Genomic DNA, 15,400 nt, shown 5'->3' with positions numbered 1-15,400 from the left:
CTATCTGCGCTTCACTGAATCTGGATTTCTTCATGTAGAGACTCCGTCTGAGGGAATTCTCTACCTCCGGCTGGTTCAGGTTTTCGAGGGGACTTCAGACCATCATCATGAATTGATCAAACGTGAGATTGTGCTCATCCTTTTTTAGAAGTAGCTGATAGCAGCTATCTAGGTTCCCCAACATGATGGATGCGAATTTCTCAAGCCCAAGCTCAATGCGAAGCAGGCAGGAGTGCTGGGGGTTGTCAACAGTCATTGGCGGGGAAGTCTGAAAAAAATTTTGGGCTGCAAGGCCGATCACCGACATCGTGCGTTTACAGCCAATCTCCTGCCGGTTTTAGCAGGTAGTTGAGCGGACCGTGCAGCATGTCTAAAAGATTATCCGAATTTTAGAGTACAGAACTTTGCCCATTCCGTCATCATCTGGCGACGTTTCTCCAATCCATCTCCTCTTCGGTAGGCCGCTTCTACCTTGTTGTCCAGCACATGCGCGAGCGCCTGCTCAGCCAGTTCTCTGGGGTACTGCGTTCGCTCTCCCACCCAGTCCCGGAAAGTGGATCGGAATCCATGGGGCACGGCATCGACCTCCATGCGCCGCATCACTGCCGTCAACGACATATCAGAGAGCTGCCCGCCACGCGGCGCATAAAAGACATGTTCCCCCTTCTCCAGCCGAGGCAAGGCTTTGAGAAGTTTGAGCGCCGCAGCTGAGAGCGGTACCCGGTGCTCCTTGCCAGCCTTCATGCGCTCGGCGGGCACGGTCCAAACGCCGACCTCGAGATCCATTTCGGACCACGATGCACCGCGCACCTCTCCGCTTCGCGCCGCAGTCAGGATGGTGAACTCCAATGCCCGGGCAGCCATTCCCTCGCGCTGGCGAAGCTCCTTCATGAACGCGGCCATCTCGTCGATGGGCAAGGCGCGATGGTGTTCCACCTTCTTGACCTTGCTGGGCGCCGCCAGCAAGTGATCGAGATGGCCTTTCCAGCGGGCCGGGTTTTCTCCCGTGCGGTACTTGCGCACGGTAGCCCAGTCCAGGACGCTTTCGATACGCCCCCGCACTCGGGAGGCCGTCTCGTTCTTGGACTTCCATATCGGCTCCAGCACTTTGAGAACCTGCTCCTGGCCCACATCGCGCACGTGCAGCTTGCCCATGATCGGATAGGCATACGTCTTCAAGGTGGCTTCCCACTGGGCGCGGTGCTTGGCGTTCTTCCAAGTGTCTCCGTGGGCTTCGATGTAGGCTGTGGCCGCTTGCTCGAAAGTCTTCTCGCTCATCTGCTGGACACGCAGTTGGCTGATGGCTGCCTGACGTTGGGCGATGGGATCGATTCCTCTGCCGATATCGTCACGTGCCTGCCGGGCTTTCTCCTTGGCGTGTGCCAGCGGGACGTCTGGAAAACCACCTAGCCCCATATGCCTGCGCTTGTCTCCGGCCATGAAGCGCAAGACCCATGAACGCGCGCCAGCCTCGTTGACGTAGAGGTACAGACCGGCCACACCACCCACAGCGTGGTGACCTGCTTCCTTCAGGCGCCCTACCTCCAGTGCAGACAGCTCTTTTGCTTTTCTAGCCATATTTCCTTGCTTTCAGGATCTACCATCCTTTCTACCATAGAGGCTTGGATTGGAGATGATTGGGATGGACGATCTTGGACAGAGCGCGATCAGACCCCAGAGGGAAAATCTGCTCAACCTGGACAATTTGGGATCGATTGGAATCCCTATTTGGCAGACGCCCTCTCCGCCAACCATCACGCTCAGAACGACCCAGGTCGCTTCACCCAGAGCCCTGAAAGCCCCGTCAACCCTCGTGTTGCGGGGCTTTTTTTCGTGCATCCCGGTGCACCGCCCACGACCGACCAATCACGCGGCGCATCCCTTGCACCCTCGCCAAGAGCCGGCCCTTTGATGCAGCGCAAGCCCCCGCGCCTGAACCCCGCCTAACCTCGCCATGGGCTTGGGTCATCCCAACGATCGAGCGCAGAATGCATTGAAGAGGGCGTATGGCCCACCCTCAGCTTTTCGGCGTGGTCAAGGAGCTCACGATGCCTTGGAAGAACACCTCAAGCCGCTACGGAACCGTCTCGATAGCCCTCCACTGGTTGACCGTGCTCGTCTTGATCGGTGTCTATGCCTGCATCAACCTGACCGACCTCTTCGCCAAGGGCAGCGCACCGCGCGAAGCCTTGAAGGACGGGCATTTCATGCTCGGCCTGGCGGTGCTGGCCCTCATGGCCCCGCGCCTGTTCAACCGCGTCCTGGGCGAGACCCCGGCCGTCGCGCCACCCTTGCCCCGCTGGCAGCAAGGGCTGGCAAGCGCCATGCACATCGCTCTGTACGTCTTTCTGGTGGCCATGCCCCTGCTCGGTTGGCTGACGCTCAGCGCCTCGGGAAAGCCGATCCCGTTCTTCGGCATCCAGCTGCCAGCGCTCCTGGCGGAAAACAAAGACCTCGGCAAGCAGTTGAAAGAGGTCCACGAAGCGCTCGGCACGCTGGGCTATTTCCTGGTCGGCGCGCATGCCCTGGCGGCGCTGTTCCACCACTTCATCACCCGAGACAACACGCTGCTTCGGATGTGGCCCCAAAGGCGATAGCGCCACCGCCCCATTCGTTCCAGGCAGGCCCTGAACGCCCCCTCGAAGCCGGCCCCGCCGCGCCGGTATCGCCCGATACAGCCGCGACCCGCGCCGCGCCCCAAGAATGGGGCTTCCTTCACTTGGGCCTTCGCCATGACACCCCTAGAACACGCCCGCGAACTGATCGAGCGCTTCATCCGCGCCGTCAACAACGGAGACGCCGACGCGGCCCAGCGCTGCCTCACGCCCGACGTCCAGCTGGTCTTTCCCGGCCCCACCCGCTTCCAGCGCGTGGCCGACTTCCTCGCCCTGAGCGGGCCTCGCTACCAGCGCGTGGCCTACACCTATGGCGCGATGGAACTGGCGCAGAGCCACCAGGGCCACACCGTGGTCTTCGCCCAAGGCACGGTCAGTGGCGTGTTCGCCAATGACCAGGCTTTCGATGGCGTGCGCTACATCGACCGCTTCGACATCGACAACGGCCTCATCGCCTCCAAGGAGGTCTGGTCCGACATGGCCGATCGCATGCGCCGGCTCGGCGTCTGAGCCGCGATCGGTATCGGCCTATACAGACACGGCGGGCCGCCGTGCGCACCATGGCCCCGTGCACAAGCGGTTGCACGGATCACATGGAGATTTCATGAGCAAGCACCCCGACGCCGTCGCGGCGATCACCCAGCGCTACCAGGAGTGGATGAAGGCCATCCGCGAACGCGACCTGGAGGCCATCCTGTCCATCTACGCCGACGACGCCACCTACATGCCACCCGGGCGGCCGCTGGCCACGGGCCGGGCCAAGCTGAAGGAGGTCTGGGGCGGCTACCTGCAGCGCAAGGACTTCGTGGCCGAGTACACGCCCACGCTGCACCTGTCGGACGCCGGTGACATGGCCTACGACATTGGCCGCTACCGCATCAGCATGGTCAAGGACGAAGGGCCGGTGAGCTTCGTCGGCAAGTACGTGGTGGTGTGGAAGAAGGTCGACGGGCAATGGCGCGCCATGCTCGACATGGACAACGACAACGGGCCCGAGGCCAAGGCCTGAGTCCGTCCTGAGGGTGCGCCGGGCGCGCGCCCTCAGCGCGTATTGGAGGCCTCGGCCCGCGTCTCGGGCCAGCCCTCGCCCGGCGGGTCGCCTTCGTTCAGGATCACGAAGCGCGACCCATTCATCGCCAGTTGACCGCGCTGGCGCAGGCGGTTGATCACGCGCGTGACGGTCACGCGCGAGGTGCCGGTCATGCGCCCCACCTGCTCGTGCGTGAGGTGCACGGTCATCTCCCGGCCCTGCGCGGTGGTGGTGCCGAAGATGCCAGCCACGCGCCGCAGCAGGTGCAGCACGCGCGCCTCGGGCGGCAGGGAGAAGGCGTATTCGAGCCGGATGGCCAGCACGCGCTGCTTGATGCTCACGATGCGCAGCAGCGACAGGGCGAGCTCGGGATGGGTGGCGAAGGCCTCGCGCAGGCGCCGCGCGTCGAAGCGCAGCACCTCGGCGTCGCGCAGGGCCACCGCGGTGGAGAAACGCGGCAGCCCGTCGAACGCCGGGGCGTCCCCGCACAGGCCGTTGGGGCCCATGACCTCGATGGTGATCTCCTGCCCGTCTTCCTCGAAGCAGGAGATGCGCACCTCGCCCGAGAGGATCAGGAAGAAGTGCGGCGACACCTCCCCCTGTCCGTACAGCAGGTTGCCCTTGCGGATACGCAGGCGGTCGGCCAGGTAGTCGTGCCGCAGCCACAGCTCCACGTCCTCGGGGGACAGGCCCCAGGTTTCTTGTCGGCGTTCGCTCATGGCGGGGGAATCTAGCTTCATGGCCGCGATCCTTCAATGGCGCCCTCACAGGCGCGTGGTGGGCGGCAGCTCCAGGCCATAGAGGGTCTTGCCGTAGAGCTCGCCACCCACCTCGGCCTGCAGCAGGAAGTGGGAGGCCATGCCGTGGATGTCTCGGAAGAAGCGCTCCACCGGCCCCTGCGGCAGGATGGCACCGCCGCAGGTGGCCACCAGCCGGCCAGCGGCCGCCACCGCCATGCGCGAGGCCAGCGCGGCGTCGGCCCGGTAGCGGGCGCGCTGCTCCTGGCCAAAGGGCTCGCCGCGCTCGGCCTGGGCGTGCATCTCGTCGATGTCGGAGACGATCAGGCGGTGCGCCATGTGGATCTGCGCCGCGCCCTGGCCCAGTTCGATCTGGTTGTGGCGGTCCTCCGACTGCGCGGTCGAGGTGGCGTTGGCGATGCGCTTGCGACCCAGCGCGATGACGGCGTCGAGCAGGCCAAAGGCCCCGCCCACGACACCCGCCGCGGTGCACAAGGCGAACACCGCGTTGAGCGGCATGCGGTACATGGGGCCGTGGTTGCGGGCCTGGCCCGGGTACACGCCGCGCTGCGCGTCGGTCCAGGAGAGGGTGCGGTACAGCGGCACGAGGCAATCGCTCAGGCTCACGTCCTTGCTGCCGGTGCCGCGCATGCTGGCCACCTGCCAGCTGGCGTGGTCGACCGTGAAGGCGCTGCGCGGCACCGCCGCGAGCCGCTGCTCGGGCGGGCCACCGTCCCGCGGCACCGCCACCATCACGCACAGCCAGTCGGCCACGTCCACGCCCGAGGCGTACAGCCAGCGGCCCGACAGGCGCAGCGCGTCGCCTTCGAGGCGCACCTGCACATCGCGCCCCACACCGCCGCTGAGCACGGGCACCACCGCGTCGCGACCACCGGCGAAGACCTCGTCCTGAAAACGCGGCTCGAACATGCCGAGCAGCCAGGGGTGCACGCCCGCCAGGCAAAGGATCCAGCCGGCCGCTGTATCGGCGCGGGCCACTTCGCGCGCGCATTCGAACAGCGCACGCGGGTGCATGTCCCAGCCGCCGCAGGACAGGGGCTGCACGATGCGGAACAGGCCGATGCCGCGCATCGCGGCCATCGCCTCGTCGGACACGCGGCGCTCGGCCTCGTGCCGCGGCGCGCAGTCGCGCAGCAGCGGCGCCAGGCCGCGCGCCCGCGCCACCAGTTCTTCGATGGCCGGGGCGGGTGAAGCTGGTGCGATGCGGCTCATGCGGCGGCCCCCCCAAGCTCGTGGTACTGGCCCCGCAGGTACACCAGCGCGCGCGCGTCGACATCGCCGTCGCGCAGGGCGTTCACCTGCCCGACGACGATGGTGTGGTCGCCCGCGGCGTGCTGCGCCACGACCTCGCAGACCAGGGCGGCGCCGGCGTTGTCGAGCACGGGCACGCCCTGCTCCATGGCCCAGGGGGCCTCGCAGCCCGCCTCGCCGCGGCCGGCGTAGTACTGGGACACGGCCTGGTGGCCGGCCTTGAGCACGTTGACCGAGAAGCGGCCGTGGCGCCGCAGCGGCGAGAGCCAGCGGCTTTCGTTGCGCACGCAGACGAGCAGCAGCGGCGGCTCCAGGCTCACCGAGGTGACCGAGTTGGCCGTCATGGCCGCGGGTGCCTCGGCCGTGCCGCAGGCCACCACGGTGACGCCAGTGGGAAGACAGGCCATCGCGGCGCGAAACCGGCGGCTGTCGAGAGTGCTGTCCATCCTGAGGACCTCCGTTGTGATTGATGGTGGGCCGCAGTCTCGCGAGCCCGGCGCGCAACGTCTGTATCGATCGATACCTGCACGCCAGGGCATTCCCTTAGCGCGCTTGTATCGGCCGATACCGCGAGGAGCGCGCGCGCTGCGTACCGTCGCGGCATCCACAACGAGGAGCACTCACATGAAGCCCATCAAACGGCTGCTGGCGGCGACCCTGCTGCTGGCGGCAACCCACGCCACGACCTGGGCACAGGCCCCTGGCAAACCGACGCTGGTGATCGGCGTGGTGGCATCGGCCAGCGGGCCGGCCGCCGCCCTCGGCCTGCCCGAGAAGAAGGCGATCGAGCTGGTCGAGGAGATGGCGCGCTCGCGCGGCGACCTGCCGTTCCAGCCGCGCTTCGTCTACCTGGACGACGGCTCCGATCCCACGCGGGCCGTCAACGCGGTGCGCAAGCTGGCCAGCGAGGACGGCGCCGCGGTGGTCATCTGCTGCACCACCACGCCCGCCTCCATGGCCGTGCTGGACACCGTCAAGGCGGCCGGCGTGCTCAACATTTCCATGGCCTCGGCCGCCACCGTGGTGGAGCCCGTGGCCGAGCGGCACTGGACCTTCAAGACGCCGATGACCGACCGCATGCAGATCGCCTTCACGCTCGAGCGCCTGAGGAAAAGCGGCGCCAAGCGCATCGCCTACTTCGGGCTCGAGGACGCCTATGGCGAGGCCGGCTGGAACGAGTTCCGCAAGCTGGCCCCCGAGTACGGCCTGCAGATCGTGGCCAACGAGCGCTTCTCCCGCGCCGACACCAACTTCACGCCGCAGGCGCTGCGCATCCGCCAGGCCGGCGCCGACGCGGTCTACCTGCACGCCATCCCGCCGTCCAGCGTGCTGGCGCACCAGGCCTTGCTGCGCGTGGGCGTGGACCGGCCCGTGTTCCACAGCGCGGGCGCGGCCAACGCGGGCTTTCTGGCCATGGCCAAGGGCACGCTGGACGGCGCCTACGTGGTGAGCGGTGCCCTGCAGGTGCATGAGCAGCTGCCGGCGAGCCACCCGCTCAAGCAGCCGCTGCAGCGCTTCGTCGAAGCCTACGCGCGCAAATTCCCCGGCGAAACGGCCGACCTGTTCGCGGGCCAGGGCTGGGACGCGGCCCACCTCGCGCTCAGCGCCCTGTCGGCCGCCACCAAGGCGGCGCCCGCGGGCGCGCCGCTGCCCGCGCTGCGCGCCGCCGCGCGCGACCAGATGGAGCGCATCCGCGGCCACGCCGGCGCCAACGGCATCTTCAACCTGTCCAAGGACGACCACCTGGGCCTCGACGATGTCGGCCTGGTCATGCTGCGCGTCGACAACGGGCGCTTCAAGCTGCTGGGGGACTGAGCGGTGGCATCGCTGGACACCCTGCTGTTCCTCGGCATCGACGGGCTCACGAGCGGCGCCGTGTACGCGCTGCTCGGCCTGGGCATCGTGCTCATTTACCTGGTGACGCGCGTCATCAACATCGCCCACGGCGACTTCGCCATGCTCGCGGCCATGACCCTGGTGAGCCTGGAGCAAGGCCTGCTGCCGGGCACCAGCTACCTGCTCGGCGCGGGCGCGCTGCTGTGGGGCGCGCTCAGCGCCCTGGCGGCCCGCCGCCAGGGGGCCTGGGCCATCGCGCGGCCCTGCCTGGGCGCGCTGGCCACCGCGGCGCTCGCGTTCGCGCTGCCGCTGGCCCTGGCGGCGCTGCGGGCGCCCGCGGCGCTCAACGCCGCCGCCGCCGTGCTCATGGTGTCGGCGCTCGGCCCCATGTTCCACCGCCTGGCGATCGAGCCCATTGCGCGCGCGAGCGTGCTGGTCTACATCATCGTGACCCTGGGCATGCACCTCATCCTGCAAGGCCTGGCCCTGCAGCTCTGGGGGCCGCAGGCGCACTCGGTCGAGCCCCTGCTCGACGGCAGCCTTGCCATCGGCGCGGTGGTGATCAGCCACCAGTCGCTGCTGGTGCTGGGCCTCACGGTGCTGCTGGTGGTGGCGCTCTACCTGGGCTTCAACCACACCCTGGCGGGCACGGCACTGCGCGCCTGCGCGGTCAACCGCACGGGCGCCGACCTGTGTGGCATCGAGGTCGCGAGCGCCGGACGCCGCGCCTTCGGCCTGGGCGCGGGCCTGGCCGCCGTGGCCGGGGTGCTGATCGCCCCCGTGGTCGGGGTGCACTACGAGATGGGCTTCCTCATCGGGCTCAAGGGCTTCGTGGGCGCCACGCTGGGCGGCCTGGTGAGCTACCCCGGCGCCATCGTCGGCGGCGTGCTGATCGGCGGCTTCGAGTCGGTGTTCTCCTACCTGAGCAGCGCCTACCGCGACGCCCTGGTGTTCCTGCTCATCATTCCCATCCTGCTGCTGCAGACCGCACGCCACAAGCGCCGGGGAGTCGTTCATGGGCATTGAGGCGCGCGGACTTCTTGTCGTCGCGGCACTGGTCGCGCTGGTGTCGGTCGCGGGCGCGGAGTTCCACGCCTCCGTGCTCGCCACCATGGGCATCTACGCCCTGCTCGGCCTGTCGCTGGTGATCCTGGCGCTCAGTGGCCAGGTCTCGCTGGGGCACGCCGCCTTCATGGGCCTGGGCGCCTACGCCAGCGCCCTGCTGGTGGCGCGCACCGGCCTGCACCCGGCAGCCGGCCTGATCGCGGGCCTGGGCGTGTCGGGCGCGGCGGCCTGGCTCATCGGCAGCGCCACCAGCAGCCTGCGCGGCCACTTCCTGGCCCTGACCACGCTGGCCTGGGGCATCGCGCTGGCCGTGTGCTTCCGCGCGGCGGCCGACTGGACCGGCGGCGCCTCGGGCCTGGCGGGCATCGCGCCCTTCACGCTGTTCGGCCAGTCGCTGAGCGCGCCCCGCCCCATGGCCCTGCTGAGCTGGGGCTGCGCGCTGCTGGTGGTCTTCGCCATCCTGCGCGTGCAGCGCTCGCGCACCGGCCGCGCGCTCGGCGCGGTGCGCCAGCAGGAGGTGATGGCCGAGAGCTTCGGCATCTCGGTCAGCGGCGTGCGCCTGTGGACCTTCGTGGTGTCGGCCATGGTGGCGGGCTGGGCCGGCGGCCTGTACGCGCACTACCTGGGCTTCATCAGCCCCTCGCCGTTCGACCTGTCGGGCTCCATCAAGGGCCTGATGATCGCCGTGGTGGGTGGCGAGCTCAGTGCCATGGGCGCGCTCGCGGGGACCGGCATCGTCGAAGGGCTGAACTGGGTGCTGCAGGCGGTGCTGCCCGCCGTTTCGTCCACGGCCAGCAGCCTGGAGCCGCTGTTCTATGGCGTGCTGATCATCGCCGTCATGCTGTTCTTCCCCGAAGGCCTCTGGACCCGGCTGGACCGCGCGCTGGCGACGCGCGGGACGCGGCCGGGCGGCGTGGCCCTGCCCTCGCGGGCCGGCGCCGCGCCCGGCGAGGCCGGCGAGCCCCTGCTCGACGTCGAAGCGGTGGGCGTGGCCTTCGGCGGCGTGAAGGCGCTCAGCGACGTGAGCTTCCGGCTGCACCGCGGCGAGGTGCTGGGCCTCATCGGTCCCAACGGCGCGGGCAAGTCCACCTGCTTCGACGTCATCAGCGGCGTCAATGCGCGGCACGCCGGGCGCGTGCGCCTGCGCGGCGAGCCCCTGGCCCAGGCGCGCGCGGCCGGCGGCCTGGCGCGCAGCTTCCAGCACACGCGCCTGCTCGAAGACCGCACGGTGCTCGACAACGTCATGCTCGGCGCGTTCCGGCGCACCCGCAGCGGCGTGCTGGCGGCCGTGTTCGGGCGCGACGCGAAAGACGAGGCCCGCGTGGCCGCCTCGGCCCGCGACTGCCTGGCGCGCGTGGGCCTGGACGCGCACGCGCAGCGCCTGGTGGAGACCCTCTCGCTCGGCGAACGCCGTCTGGTGGAGGTGGCGCGCGCGCTCATGGCCGACCCCGAGGTGCTGCTGCTGGACGAGCCGGCCGCCGGCCTGCGCCGCGCCGACCGCGAGCGCCTGGTGGCGCTCATTCGCGCCTTGCGCGCGCAGGGCTGCACCATCGTGCTGGTGGAGCACGACATGGACATCGTGATGGCCCTGGCCACCCGCGTGGTGGTGCTGGACCGCGGGCGCCTGATCGCCGACGCCGCGCCGGCGGCGGTGCGGCGCGACCCGCGCGTGATCGAGGCCTACCTGGGCATGGGAGACGAGGCATGTTGAACGTCGAGGGACTGAAGGCCGGCTATGGCCGCTCCGAGGTCATCCAGAACCTGTCGCTGCGCGTGGACGCCGGCGAGGCGGTGGCCGTCATCGGCCCCAATGGCGCGGGCAAGACCACCCTGCTCAACGCGCTCATGGGCCTCAATGCACAGGCCTCGGGCGCGCTGACCTGGAACGGTCGCGCCCTGGGGCCCGGCACGGCGCAGCGCCTGCGCGCCGGCATGGCCCTGGTGCCCGAGCGGCGCGAGCTGTTCGGCGGCCTGTCGGTGATCGACAACCTGCGCCTCGGCGCCTACCTGCGTCGGCACCAGGCCCGGGGCGCGCTCAAGGCCGACGTGGACTTCGTGTTCGGCCTGTTCCCCGTGCTGCGGGAGCGCCAGTCGCAGATGGCGCAGACGCTGTCGGGCGGCGAGCAGCAGATGCTGGCGATCGGCCGCGCGCTGATGTCGCGCCCCCGGCTGCTGCTGCTCGACGAGCCCTCCACCGGCCTGGCGCCGCGCATCACGCTGCAGATCCTGCAGGCCCTCGATGCCCTGCGCGCGAGCCAGGGCCTGGCCGTGCTGCTGGTCGAGCAGAACGCGCGCCTGGCGCTGCGCTTCAGCGGCCGGGCCTACGTGCTGGAGATGGGCGACGTGGTGCTCGACGGGCCCTCCAGCGAACTGGCGCGCGATCCGCGCGTGATCGACAGCTACCTCGGCAGCGGGGCCACCCATGCCTGAGGCGCGCAACCCCACCGGACGCGTGCTGCTGCGCAACGCCCGCATCTACCCGGACGCGTCGGGCGCGCACGCCACGGCGCTGCTGATGGAAGGCGGCCGCGTGCGCTGGCTGGGCCAGGCCGGCGAGGCCCTGCCCCCGGCGGACGAGGTCATCGACGCGGGCGGCGCCACCGTGCTGCCCAGCTTCATCGACGCGCACGCCCACCTGTGGTGGATGGCGATGGACCGGCTGGTCTGGCAGCTGTCGGGGCCGCAGGCCCCCGCCTCCATCCCCGAGCTGCTGGACGCACTGCGCGAGCGCGCGCGCGGGGACGGCGACTGGCTGGTGGGCCACGGGCTGTCGGAGGCCCGGCTCGCCGAGCGGCGCCTGCCCACGCGCGCCGAGATCGACCGCGCCGTGGCGGACCGGCCGGTGGTGCTGCGGCGGGTGTGCGGGCACGCGGCCGTGGCCAACACCGAGGCCCTGCGCCGCGCCGGCTACCGCGAGGACAGCCCCGACCCGCCCGGTGGCCTGCTCGAGCGCGAGGACGGCGTGCCCAACGGCATCATGCGCGAGGCCGCCGCCGTGCCGCTGTACCCGCTGCTGCCGCGCCCCGCCGCCGACGAACTGGCCAGCGCCCTGCACGCCGTGGCGCGGCACGCGCTGTCGCTCGGCGTGGGCACCGTGGTGGAGGCGGCCGTCGGCTTCACCGCGGGCTTCGAGGCCGAGTGGGACCTGTGGTGCCGTGTGCGCGACCAGGGCGGCTTTCCGCTGCGCATGGGCTTCATGTTCGCCATCGGCGCCACCGAGGCCGCGCTGCGCGGCCTGCGGCCCTCGCTCGACCCGCGCTGGCGCGCCGCCACGCTCAAGTGCTTCAGCGACGGCACCCTGGGCAGCCAGACCGCGGCGCTGCACCAGCCCTACTGCGCCTGCGCGCAGCGCAAGGGCCTGCTCATGGGCAGCCCGGCGGCGCTGCGCCACGGCGTGTCGGTGGCGGCGGCGGCGGGCTGGCAGGTGGCGATCCACGCCATCGGCGACCACGGCGTGGACGAGGCGCTGGACGCGCTGCGCACCGCGGCGCCGCTGGCCGACGGTCGCCCGCACCGCGTCGAGCACCTCGGCCTGCTGTCCGACGGCGCGCTGGACCGGCTCGCGGCCACCGGCGCCGCGGTGGCGACCCAGCCCAGCTTCATCGGGCGCATGGGCGACGGCTTCGCGGCCGCGCTCGGCCCCGAGCGCGCCCAGCGCCTCTACCCCGCCCGCAGCCTGGTCGAGCGCGGCGTGCGGCTGGTGGGCAGTTCGGACGCCCCCGCCGGCGACTTCTCCCCCTTCGCCTCCATGGCGGACGCGCGCGAGCGGCGCACACCCTCGGGCGCGGTGCTGGGCGCCCGCGAACGCCTGGACGCGGCCGAGGCCCTGCGCAGCCACACGGAAAACGCCGCGCGGGCGATGGGGCTGTGGGACCGCATCGGTCACCTGAACGTGGGCGCCGACGCGGACCTCATCCTGGTGGACACGGACCCGTTCCAGGCCGAGGCCGCCGCCGTGCGGCGCACGCGGGTCCTGCGCCATGTGCTGGGAGGGCGCACGGTGTGGACCGCTTGAAGTGCCCGCCCGCCCCCACCGGGGGGCCAACCCGCGCCCGATAAAATGCGCGTCGGGCCTTCGGGCCCTTTCGTTTTTCCGGGGCCCCTGCGCCCACCGGCCTTCGCGCCACGCTTTGCCTTCATGCCCGCCGCGCCTTCCTGGACCATCCGCTCCCTGCTCCCCGACGACCTGAACGACCTGCTGGACCTGCAGGCCCAATGCTTTGGTGAGGACTTCCTCGAAAGCGCCGAGGTCTACGCGCGGCGGCTGGCCAGCGACCACCAGCAGTCGCTGGGCATCGCCTGCGAGCGCACGCGCGCGCTGCGCGCCTACGCGGCGGCCTACTGGTCGGACCCCGGCAAGGTCACGCCCTTCGACGGTGACTTCCTGCCGCCGCGCGCGCACCAGCCCGTGCTCTACCTGCACGACGTGTCGGTGGCGCCCGAGTGGAGCGGGCGCGGCGCGGCGGGCGCGCTGCTCGGCGCCCTCTTCCAGCGCGCCCGCGCGCGCGGCGTGCGCCAGGCCGCGCTGGTCTCGGTGCAGGGTTCGCAAGCCTACTGGGCGCGCCACGGCTTCACGCGGCGGGCCGTCACGGACCCGCAGCAGCAGCGCCACCTGCTCAGCTACGGCGAGGACGCGGCCTACATGGTTGCGCCGCTCTGAGACCGCAGCGCCCAGCGGCGTTCATTCAGCCGGGCATCCCGTCGGGTCGCGTGTAGACGCTCATTGCGCCTTTCTTTCGGGTCACCTGGGGCGTGATCTCCACGATCTCGGCCGGAAAGGCCTGGGGCGCGTCCATGCCGGGCGTCCACAGCCAGTAGTGGTTGCCCTCCATGCCGTTGACGGCGACCACGCGGTGGTTGCCGCGGTTGTCGATGGCGTGGATGGTCACGCGGTTGAGCAAGCCGCCCTGCAGGGCCCGCATGTCGTTGATGGCCTCCTCCACCGCACGCCCGACCGACATGCCCATCTTCATGTACAGCACCACGGCGCGCGAGGTGCCCGCGCGGATGGTCATCTCACCCGCGCCGGTGCAGGCGCAGGCGCCATAGCGGCTGTCGGCGTAGGAGCCGGCGCCGATGATGGGGCTGTCGCCCAGGCGGCCGGGGTACTTCCAGCCCCAGCCCGAGGTGCTGGTGCCGCTGACCAGGTGGCGCTCGGCGTCCTGCGCGAGGAACACCGTGGTGTCTTTGCCGATCTCGGGGTCGACGGCGTCGTGGCAGTAGCGCTCCAGCGCCACTTCGGGCCAGCGGCGCCGGTCCTCTTCGCTCACCTCGGCTTCGAACCAGCGCTGCCAGGCGCCGCGCGAGCGCTCGGTCAGCAGCTCGATGCGCTCGGCGCCGATCTCCGCCGCGAAGCGCTCCGCGCCCGCCCCGATGAGCAGCTCGTGCGGCAGGCGCTCCAGCACCTGCCGCGCCACGCGGATGGGGTGGCGAAAGCCCTTGAGCCCGCCCACCGCGCCGGTGCGCAGGCTGGTGCCGTGCATGGCCGAGGCGTCGAGTTCGACCTCACCCAGCAGGTTGGGCCAACCGCCTCGCCCGACGGTGCAGACCTCCTCGTCGTCTTCCACCAGCTCAATGCCGGCTTCCAGCGCATCCAGGCCGGGCGCGCCCGCCGCCAGCAGGCGCGCGGCCGTGGGGATGCCCGACTTGCCTTCGTTGTTCGCAATAACAATCACAGTCAATTCCCATGGCGCGCGGCTCTGCGCCGCGCGCGCGGTTCAGCGATCGCGTCAGAGACCGACGCGGAAGTCCTTGGTCCAGAAGGCCAGCAATGCGGCCTTGTTCTTCATCAGCAGCTCGAAATCGACCTGGGCCAGTCGGTCCAGTTCGGCCCGGCTGAAGCCCACGGACTCGGCCAGCGAGGGCGGCAGCTCCGCGTTGGCCACCGTGGGCGCGTAGCCCATGGTTTCCGCGAAAGCCCGCTGCGCGCGCGCGTCCAGCATGGCATTGAGGTAGCCCATGCCGCAGGCGCCCACCCGGCTGCCGGCCGCCACGGCGGCCTCGAAAGTCGCGGGCAAGGCCCCTTCGCGCGGAAACACGAAGGCCAGTGGCAGGCCGGCCTTCTTCCACTGCAGCGCGCGCGCCTTCCAGGTCACCGTGGCCCAGATCTCGCCACTCTTGAGCGCGCTGGCCAGGGCGTCGACCGAGGGGTAGACCTTGGGTTTGTTGTTCTTGAACTCGCGCAGGAAGTTCTGGCCGGCCGCCAGGTCGCTCGCGCCCTTGCCCGAGGCCAGCGAGCCGGCCAGGGTCAGGTAGTCGTACTGGTCGTCCACCACGCCCACCCGGCCGGCGAGGGAGGCATCCAGCAGCGCCGCCAGGCCGGTGGGCGCGGTTTTCACCTTCTCGGTGTCGTACACCAGCACCAGCGCGCTGAAGATGTGCGGCACCGCGTAGCTGCGCGACAGGCCGGGCAGCACATGCTTCAGATTGGGCACCAGCGCCTTGTCGATGGCCTGGGTCGTGCCTTCGGCGAACATCTGGTACATGTCGTTGTCGCGCAGCAGCGAGACGTCCAGCGTGGCCCGCCGGGCGTTGCGCTCGGCGCGCATCTTGGTCTGGCGCGTCAGCGCGGCGCCCACGTCGTAGACCACCTCCAGCTGCGCGGCCTTGGCCAGCGGGTCGATGTTCTCCTGCAACAGGCGCTGGTAGTCACCGCCCCAGGTGCCCACCACCACGCGGCCCGAACAGGCCTCGCCGGCGGCCAGGGCCGGCCGGCCGGCCAGGCCCAGGGCCGGGGCCAGGGCGATGGCGCCAGCCCCTTGAATGAATCGACGACGGATCAGTCTCATGAAACACACTCCTGTTGGTGGTTGAGGTGGGGAGGGAATGGCTCGCTGCGGGTCCCG

The 15,400-nt window shown here is 70.3% G+C and carries 15 protein-coding genes; 9 read left to right on the top strand and 6 right to left on the bottom strand.

What is annotated here, in order from left to right; genetic code table 11:
- Positions 1-378: 378 nt before the first annotated feature.
- Complete coding sequence (locus DY262_RS21080) at positions 379-1,578, bottom strand: tyrosine-type recombinase/integrase (RefSeq protein ID WP_116961017.1); 1,200 nt, start codon at positions 1,576-1,578, stop codon at positions 379-381.
- Between the two features lie 428 nt (positions 1,579-2,006).
- On the opposite strand from DY262_RS21080, the gene DY262_RS21075 reads away from it, so the two are divergent.
- The 3 genes from DY262_RS21075 to DY262_RS21065 all read left to right on the top strand — a co-directional run bounded on the left by DY262_RS21075 (position 2,007) and on the right by DY262_RS21065 (position 3,624).
- Positions 2,007-2,597: a cytochrome b gene (locus DY262_RS21075; RefSeq protein WP_342769006.1), complete on the top strand. Its 591-nt coding sequence runs from the start codon at positions 2,007-2,009 to the stop codon at positions 2,595-2,597.
- Positions 2,598-2,732: 135 nt separating this feature from the next.
- Complete coding sequence (locus tag DY262_RS21070) at positions 2,733-3,125, top strand: nuclear transport factor 2 family protein (RefSeq protein WP_116961016.1); 393 nt, start codon at positions 2,733-2,735, stop codon at positions 3,123-3,125.
- 94 nt (positions 3,126-3,219) lie between these two features.
- Entirely contained in the window at positions 3,220-3,624 is a 405-nt protein-coding gene (locus DY262_RS21065) for a YybH family protein (RefSeq protein ID WP_181936593.1), read from the top strand.
- 32 nt (positions 3,625-3,656) lie between these two features.
- Here the strand turns inward: DY262_RS21065 and DY262_RS21060 are convergent, their stop codons facing one another.
- The 3 genes from DY262_RS21060 to DY262_RS21050 are packed head-to-tail and all read right to left on the bottom strand — an operon-like array spanning position 3,657 to position 6,100.
- Positions 3,657-4,385 (bottom strand): Crp/Fnr family transcriptional regulator, encoded by a 729-nt coding sequence (locus tag DY262_RS21060; protein ID WP_116961014.1) that lies wholly within the window; start codon positions 4,383-4,385, stop codon positions 3,657-3,659.
- Positions 4,386-4,409: 24 nt separating this feature from the next.
- A complete protein-coding gene (locus DY262_RS21055; protein WP_116961013.1) occupies positions 4,410-5,615 on the bottom strand; it encodes an acyl-CoA dehydrogenase family protein in 1,206 nt (401 codons plus the stop codon).
- Complete coding sequence (locus DY262_RS21050; RefSeq protein WP_181936592.1) at positions 5,612-6,100, bottom strand: flavin reductase family protein; 489 nt, start codon at positions 6,098-6,100, stop codon at positions 5,612-5,614. The genes DY262_RS21055 and DY262_RS21050 overlap by 4 nt, the downstream gene beginning before the upstream one ends.
- A 178-nt stretch (positions 6,101-6,278) precedes the next feature.
- On the opposite strand from DY262_RS21050, the gene DY262_RS21045 reads away from it, so the two are divergent.
- The 6 genes from DY262_RS21045 to DY262_RS21020 all read left to right on the top strand — a co-directional run bounded on the left by DY262_RS21045 (position 6,279) and on the right by DY262_RS21020 (position 13,215).
- Complete coding sequence (locus DY262_RS21045) at positions 6,279-7,469, top strand: ABC transporter substrate-binding protein (protein ID WP_181936591.1); 1,191 nt, start codon at positions 6,279-6,281, stop codon at positions 7,467-7,469.
- 3 nt (positions 7,470-7,472) lie between these two features.
- Positions 7,473-8,516: a branched-chain amino acid ABC transporter permease gene (locus DY262_RS21040; RefSeq protein WP_116961011.1), complete on the top strand. Its 1,044-nt coding sequence runs from the start codon at positions 7,473-7,475 to the stop codon at positions 8,514-8,516.
- Positions 8,506-10,266: a branched-chain amino acid ABC transporter ATP-binding protein/permease gene (locus tag DY262_RS21035; protein WP_116961010.1), complete on the top strand. Its 1,761-nt coding sequence runs from the start codon at positions 8,506-8,508 to the stop codon at positions 10,264-10,266. The genes DY262_RS21040 and DY262_RS21035 overlap by 11 nt, the downstream gene beginning before the upstream one ends.
- Positions 10,260-10,985, top strand: coding sequence for an ABC transporter ATP-binding protein (locus tag DY262_RS21030; RefSeq protein WP_116961009.1), 726 nt, complete (start codon positions 10,260-10,262; stop codon positions 10,983-10,985). Before DY262_RS21035 ends, DY262_RS21030 begins: the two co-directional genes overlap by 7 nt.
- A complete protein-coding gene (locus tag DY262_RS21025; RefSeq protein ID WP_116961008.1) occupies positions 10,978-12,570 on the top strand; it encodes an amidohydrolase in 1,593 nt (530 codons plus the stop codon). The genes DY262_RS21030 and DY262_RS21025 overlap by 8 nt, the downstream gene beginning before the upstream one ends.
- A gap of 123 nt (positions 12,571-12,693) precedes the next feature.
- Positions 12,694-13,215 carry a GNAT family N-acetyltransferase gene (locus DY262_RS21020; RefSeq protein WP_116961020.1) on the top strand — a complete coding sequence of 174 codons (522 nt, stop codon included), beginning with the start codon at positions 12,694-12,696 and terminating at the stop codon, positions 13,213-13,215.
- Positions 13,216-13,240: 25 nt separating this feature from the next.
- Here the strand turns inward: DY262_RS21020 and DY262_RS21015 are convergent, their stop codons facing one another.
- The gene (locus DY262_RS21015) at positions 13,241-14,230 is read right to left on the bottom strand and encodes a glycosylasparaginase (protein WP_116961007.1); all 990 of its coding nucleotides are present in this window, start codon (positions 14,228-14,230) and stop codon (positions 13,241-13,243) included.
- Between the two features lie 54 nt (positions 14,231-14,284).
- Entirely contained in the window at positions 14,285-15,343 is a 1,059-nt protein-coding gene (locus tag DY262_RS21010) for an extracellular solute-binding protein (RefSeq protein WP_116961006.1), read from the bottom strand.
- Between the last annotated feature and the right edge of the window lie 57 nt (positions 15,344-15,400).

It is taken from the genome of Hydrogenophaga borbori (genome assembly GCF_003417535.1).
GTDB lineage: Bacteria > Pseudomonadota > Gammaproteobacteria > Burkholderiales > Burkholderiaceae_C > Hydrogenophaga > Hydrogenophaga borbori.
Note: the sequence above shows the minus strand (reverse complement) of the source record. Positions and strands in the feature narration are given on the sequence as shown.

Coding starts and splice junctions, on each gene's coding strand:
- DY262_RS21080 (WP_116961017.1), bottom strand. CDS start 1,578: ATGGCTAGAAAAGCAAAAGAGCTGTCTGCACTGGAGGTAGGGCGCCTG.
- DY262_RS21075 (WP_342769006.1), top strand. CDS start 2,007: ATGGCCCACCCTCAGCTTTTCGGCGTGGTCAAGGAGCTCACGATGCCT.
- DY262_RS21070 (WP_116961016.1), top strand. CDS start 2,733: ATGACACCCCTAGAACACGCCCGCGAACTGATCGAGCGCTTCATCCGC.
- DY262_RS21065 (WP_181936593.1), top strand. CDS start 3,220: ATGAGCAAGCACCCCGACGCCGTCGCGGCGATCACCCAGCGCTACCAG.
- DY262_RS21060 (WP_116961014.1), bottom strand. CDS start 4,385: ATGAAGCTAGATTCCCCCGCCATGAGCGAACGCCGACAAGAAACCTGG.
- DY262_RS21055 (WP_116961013.1), bottom strand. CDS start 5,615: ATGAGCCGCATCGCACCAGCTTCACCCGCCCCGGCCATCGAAGAACTG.
- DY262_RS21050 (WP_181936592.1), bottom strand. CDS start 6,100: ATGGACAGCACTCTCGACAGCCGCCGGTTTCGCGCCGCGATGGCCTGT.
- DY262_RS21045 (WP_181936591.1), top strand. CDS start 6,279: ATGAAGCCCATCAAACGGCTGCTGGCGGCGACCCTGCTGCTGGCGGCA.
- DY262_RS21035 (WP_116961010.1), top strand. CDS start 8,506: ATGGGCATTGAGGCGCGCGGACTTCTTGTCGTCGCGGCACTGGTCGCG.
- DY262_RS21030 (WP_116961009.1), top strand. CDS start 10,260: ATGTTGAACGTCGAGGGACTGAAGGCCGGCTATGGCCGCTCCGAGGTC.
- DY262_RS21025 (WP_116961008.1), top strand. CDS start 10,978: ATGCCTGAGGCGCGCAACCCCACCGGACGCGTGCTGCTGCGCAACGCC.
- DY262_RS21020 (WP_116961020.1), top strand. CDS start 12,694: ATGCCCGCCGCGCCTTCCTGGACCATCCGCTCCCTGCTCCCCGACGAC.
- DY262_RS21010 (WP_116961006.1), bottom strand. CDS start 15,343: ATGAGACTGATCCGTCGTCGATTCATTCAAGGGGCTGGCGCCATCGCC.